This window comes from Myxococcus sp. CA039A (genome assembly GCF_013336645.1).
GTDB lineage: Bacteria > Myxococcota > Myxococcia > Myxococcales > Myxococcaceae > Myxococcus > Myxococcus llanfairpwllgwyngyllgogerychwyrndrobwllllantysiliogogogochensis.
This window is the reverse complement of record NZ_JABUMQ010000650.1, coordinates 1-1,531: the sequence shown is the minus strand read 5'-3', so window position 1 is coordinate 1,531 and position 1,531 is coordinate 1. Positions and strand designations below refer to the sequence as shown.

Sequence of the window (1,531 nt, the reverse complement as noted above, 5' to 3'; positions counted from 1 at the left end):
GTGTAGAGCGCCGTGACGGCTCGTGCAGCACGACATGGGGGGGCTGCTGCCGGGCGGGGGCCTCTTCACGCGCTCGCGTGACGCCCGCGTGACGGCCTCACCGCTTGCGCCGCCGGCCGATGAAGCTGGCGAAGCGCTCCGCGAAGCGCGCCACCGCCAGCCCCACGACATCCAGCAGCCACCGCTGGAGGCTGGAGCGGCCGCACTGCTCCAGTTGCACGTGTCGCGACAGGGCCACGTGCTTGTCCAGCCACAGGGCCGCCTGCGCCGCCACGCCGGGCTCCTGGGCCTCCACCAGCGTCTCCAGATTCACGAGCGACAGCGGGTCCAGGTTGAAGCTGCCCACCAGCAGCGTCTTCCCATCCACCACCGCCGCCTTGGCGTGCAGCGTGGAGGCGGTCCATTCGTGGATGTTCACCCCCGCGCGCAGGAAGGTGCCGTACAGCCGCATCGTCGCCGCGCGGGCGAAGATGACGTCGCTTCTTCCGGCGAGCAGCAGCGACACCTTCACGCCCCGCCGCGCCGCCCGCGTCAGCGCTCGCACGAAGCCCGTGTCCGGGAGGAAGTACGCGTGCGCGAGGATGACCTCGTGTTTCGCCCCGTCGATGGCGGACAGGTAGCGCTTGCGCAGCCGGTGCCCGCCGCCGATGCCGGACAGGTACAGGCTCACCGCGCCGGACGTCAGCGCCGCCGTGCCCGCGGTCAGCTTCGCGCCCAACTGCCGGCAGATGTCCCCCCGCAGCTCCACCGCCAGGTCCGCCCAGCCGGGCACGTCGCCGTGCGCCGCGTAGGCATCACCGATGTTGATGCCGCCCAGGAACGCCACCGTGTCGTCGACGAGGAGGATTTTGCGGTGGTTGCGCCAGGAGCGGCCCAGGCACAGCGAGGTGAGCGGGTTGTAGACCCGCACCTTCGCGCCCGCGGCCAGCAGCGTCTGCGTGAGGTACTTGCTGGCGCCGATGCTGCCCCAGCCGTCCACCACCACCTTCACCGACACGCCCCGCTTCGCCGCGGCCACCAGCGCGTCCAGGAAGAGCGCGCCCACGCCCTCGCGCTCGAAGGTGTAGACCTCCAGGTGGATGCGGTGCCGGGCGAAGGAGATGGCCTCCAGCATCCGGGGAAACGCCTCCGCGCCCCCATCCAGCAGCGTGCAGTGCTCGCTCGCATGCTCCCGGGAGAACGACGGGGCCAGCGGAGGCACGGGCTGCGGGACGACGGAGGCTTCGGTGCGCATGAGCACACCCACCCTACAACTCTCCCGGGCGGCACGGGACACGCCCCCAGTGACGGCGGGCCTGCCCCACGCGCCGGGACTTCACCCGTCGTGCTTGCGAGCGCCCTTGCCCTTGCCCTTGTGGCGGCACTCGTCGCCATCCCAGTACTGGCTTGGGTGACAGTCCTTGCTGTTGCGCTTGGACTTCTTCGACTTGGGCGGATGCGAGTCGTGCCCGTGGATGTCTCGGTGGACGATGCATCCTCCGAGTGACCAGAGGGCGAGGAGGGGGACGAGGAGACGGAGGTTCATGGGGGA

2 protein-coding genes are annotated in these 1,531 nt (G+C 70.8%); both read right to left on the bottom strand.

All coding sequences use genetic code 11. The features are described from left to right. Positions 1-97: 97 nt before the first annotated feature. Entirely contained in the window at positions 98-1,234 is a 1,137-nt protein-coding gene (locus HR086_RS46765) for a phosphatidylserine/phosphatidylglycerophosphate/cardiolipin synthase family protein (RefSeq protein WP_141649498.1), read from the bottom strand. An 81-nt stretch (positions 1,235-1,315) separates the two neighbouring features. Continuing rightward, positions 1,316-1,525, bottom strand: coding sequence for a hypothetical protein (locus tag HR086_RS46760; RefSeq protein WP_141649499.1), 210 nt, complete (start codon positions 1,523-1,525; stop codon positions 1,316-1,318). Positions 1,526-1,531 lie beyond the last annotated feature (6 nt).